General features: G+C 43.4%; 1 protein-coding gene. It reads left to right on the forward strand.

What is annotated here, in order from left to right:
- The first annotated feature begins 208 nt into the window (after window positions 1-208).
- Window positions 209-1,273 (forward strand): transposase, encoded by a 1,065-nt coding sequence (locus M1B78_RS18360; protein WP_257941485.1) that lies wholly within the window; start codon window positions 209-211, stop codon window positions 1,271-1,273.
- Window positions 1,274-1,303: the final 30 nt, after the last annotated feature.

A 1,303-nucleotide genomic window follows, 5' to 3' on the forward strand; every position in this document is an offset into this window, starting at 1 on the left:
ATAGGCCAAGTGGCTGATTTTCATTATCTTTAATGGTATCCTACCACACATTAAAGCAATGAACAAAACAGCACTTGACCAATATGAGGAAATCGTAACCGATGCTTTGAAAAGTTGTTCAGCGAAGTTACGCAAAAGTTTTAAAACTGCATTCATTCAACTCATGATTTTGTATATGGTACTACCAAGAAAGATTAATTTCACCCAAATGGGACGTTACTCAGACAGCTCGGAACAACGCTTCCGGCAGTTGTTTGAACATGAGTTTGACTGGATGCAGTTCAATCTCTTCCTTATGCGGCAGCGATTTGGTGAAAGTGCTAGAAAAGCCATTGCCATAGACGCAAGCCACATTTCAAAGTCGGGAAATAAGACTCCTTATATCGGTAAGTTCTGGTCGGGATGCGCTTCTGCGATGAAACGAGGATTGGAAATTCTCGGTATCGCCATTATTAACATTGATAGCCGGGACTGTATGATGCTACGTGCAGAACAGACGCCGAGCAAGGCGTATCTGGAAAAGCAAGGCGAAAATTACAATCTAGTGGACTGGTATCTTGACGTACTCCGCAAATACAAGGACAAGTTGCTCGGCATAACACGTTATGTCGTTGCAGATGCATGGTTTTCAAAGGCAAAGTTCGTCAATGACACCTGTCTGATGGGATTCCATGTCATCAGTCGCCTGCGTGATGATGCCGCCTTATGGTATTCACATAGCGGTGTTCACACAGGCAAACGGGGACGACCGCGTATCAAAGGCGAGAAGATTGATTTTGAGAAACTCGACCTTCAGCGTTGCGAGATTCTCGACATTGAAGGAGGAAGGGCCTACTCAGTCAAGGCATATTCAAAGGCAATGAAACGCAACATCAAAGTCGTGGTTCATTATCCAAAATCAGGAGGACACAAAATCTATTTCTCCACCGACCTTGATATGTCGGCCAAAGGCATCATCGAATACTACCGTACACGATTCCAGATTGAGTTTTGCTTTCGGGATTCCAAGCTGTTTTCCGGACTCAATGATTGTCAGGCAAGAGACTTGAGGAAACTCGACTTCGCTTTCAATGCTTCACTGGCCTCGGTAAACATTGCAAAGTTCATGCGGCAACAATACTATCCGTCGCTTTCCATCGGATTGCTAAAGGCCTATCTGAGTAATATTTATATGCTCAAAAGAATTTTTAGCAGGTCCGGTCTGAAACCGAACAGAACTTTTAATACTAAACTTATCAAAGAACTCTTTGGCATAGTGGCAGAAGCCGCTTAGCCGATATGGTGAATTTTTAACGGACTATTA

This window comes from Bacteroides muris (ex Fokt et al. 2023) (genome assembly GCF_024704895.1).
In the GTDB taxonomy this organism is placed as follows: Bacteria; Bacteroidota; Bacteroidia; order Bacteroidales; family Bacteroidaceae; genus Bacteroides; species Bacteroides muris.

Bases quoted from the DNA above. Each gene is read 5' to 3' on its own strand.
- M1B78_RS18360 (WP_257941485.1), top strand. From the start codon at position 209: ATGGGACGTTACTCAGACAGCTCGGAACAACGCTTCCGGCAGTTGTTT.